We start from the raw sequence: 270 nt of genomic DNA, 5'->3' as shown, positions 1-270 counted from the left end.
ACACCGCCCCCACCGCCATCCGCTCGCTCATCAAGGCCGCCGAATCGGACGAGAAGGTGCACCCGAAGAACTGGAACCTGGACAGCCTGCGCATCCTCGGCTCGGTGGGCGAGCCCATCAACCCCGAAGCCTGGATGTGGTATCACCGCCATATCGGCCATGAGAAATGTCCGATCGTCGACACCTTCTGGCAGACCGAGACCGGCGGCCACGTCATCACGCCCCTGCCGGGCGCCACGCCGCTGGTGCCGGGCTCATGCACCTTGCCGC

At 66.7% G+C, this 270-nt stretch carries 1 protein-coding gene; it reads left to right on the top strand.

Annotated elements, in window-relative coordinates; genetic code table 11:
• A partial coding sequence (locus tag IB278_RS34360) for an AMP-binding protein (protein ID WP_192328896.1) occupies nucleotides 1-270 on the top strand: 270 nt, incomplete at both ends.

Origin of the sequence: Variovorax sp. VRV01 (genome assembly GCF_014852545.1) — a bacterium.
GTDB lineage: Bacteria > Pseudomonadota > Gammaproteobacteria > Burkholderiales > Burkholderiaceae_C > Variovorax > Variovorax beijingensis_A.
The sequence above is the reverse complement of the archived record's forward strand: the minus strand, read 5'-3'. Positions and strand labels throughout refer to the sequence as shown.